At 54.9% G+C, this 532-nt stretch carries 1 pseudogene; it reads left to right on the top strand.

Annotated elements, in window-relative coordinates:
- Nucleotides 1-532: pseudogene (locus tag ACQRAX_RS25565) on the top strand (T6SS effector BTH_I2691 family protein); the annotation flags it as partial.

Genomic DNA, 532 nt, shown 5'->3' with positions numbered 1-532 from the left:
GCAGAACGACGGTCATTTTTCTGCGGATGAATGGCGCAGCATGGGGGCCAATGCCGCTTACGCCGCCAATGCCATCGTGGCGTTGTGGGTTGGGCCGGCTTGGAATCGGGCGGGGGGGATGTCTACGAAGTTAGGTACCAGAACTTTGAAAGTTGCTCAGGCTGGATACGCTAAATGGTTACGGGAAGCTAAAAACGCTTCTAGTGGGAGTGCCCAGGCAGCGGTGGCAAACGAGTTTGCCACGGTTTCGAAAGGTCTAATTTTGCGCACGGTGACGTGGGCCGCGTTGGGGGCCGTTGCTGCTGGGCTCGAGGCGTGGCAGATTGCCGAAGACGCCGGTAGTGCGACCAGTAAGGAAGAAAGCGTACTGAGTTGGACAAAATTTGGTGTGGTTTTCAGCATGTCCGTTGTCTCCTTGACCCAACTAGTTGGCGCAAGACTCGGCTATTGGTTTGGTTTTGCCTGGATTATGTCGACGCCAGTAACGATCACGTTAGCGCTCTTGGGTATTGCCTATCTGATGGTCTCTATG

Origin of the sequence: Pseudomonas sp. UM16 (assembly GCF_050312595.1) — a bacterium.
Classification (GTDB): domain Bacteria; phylum Pseudomonadota; class Gammaproteobacteria; order Pseudomonadales; family Pseudomonadaceae; genus Aquipseudomonas.
This window is presented reverse-complemented; position numbering and strand designations above follow the sequence as displayed.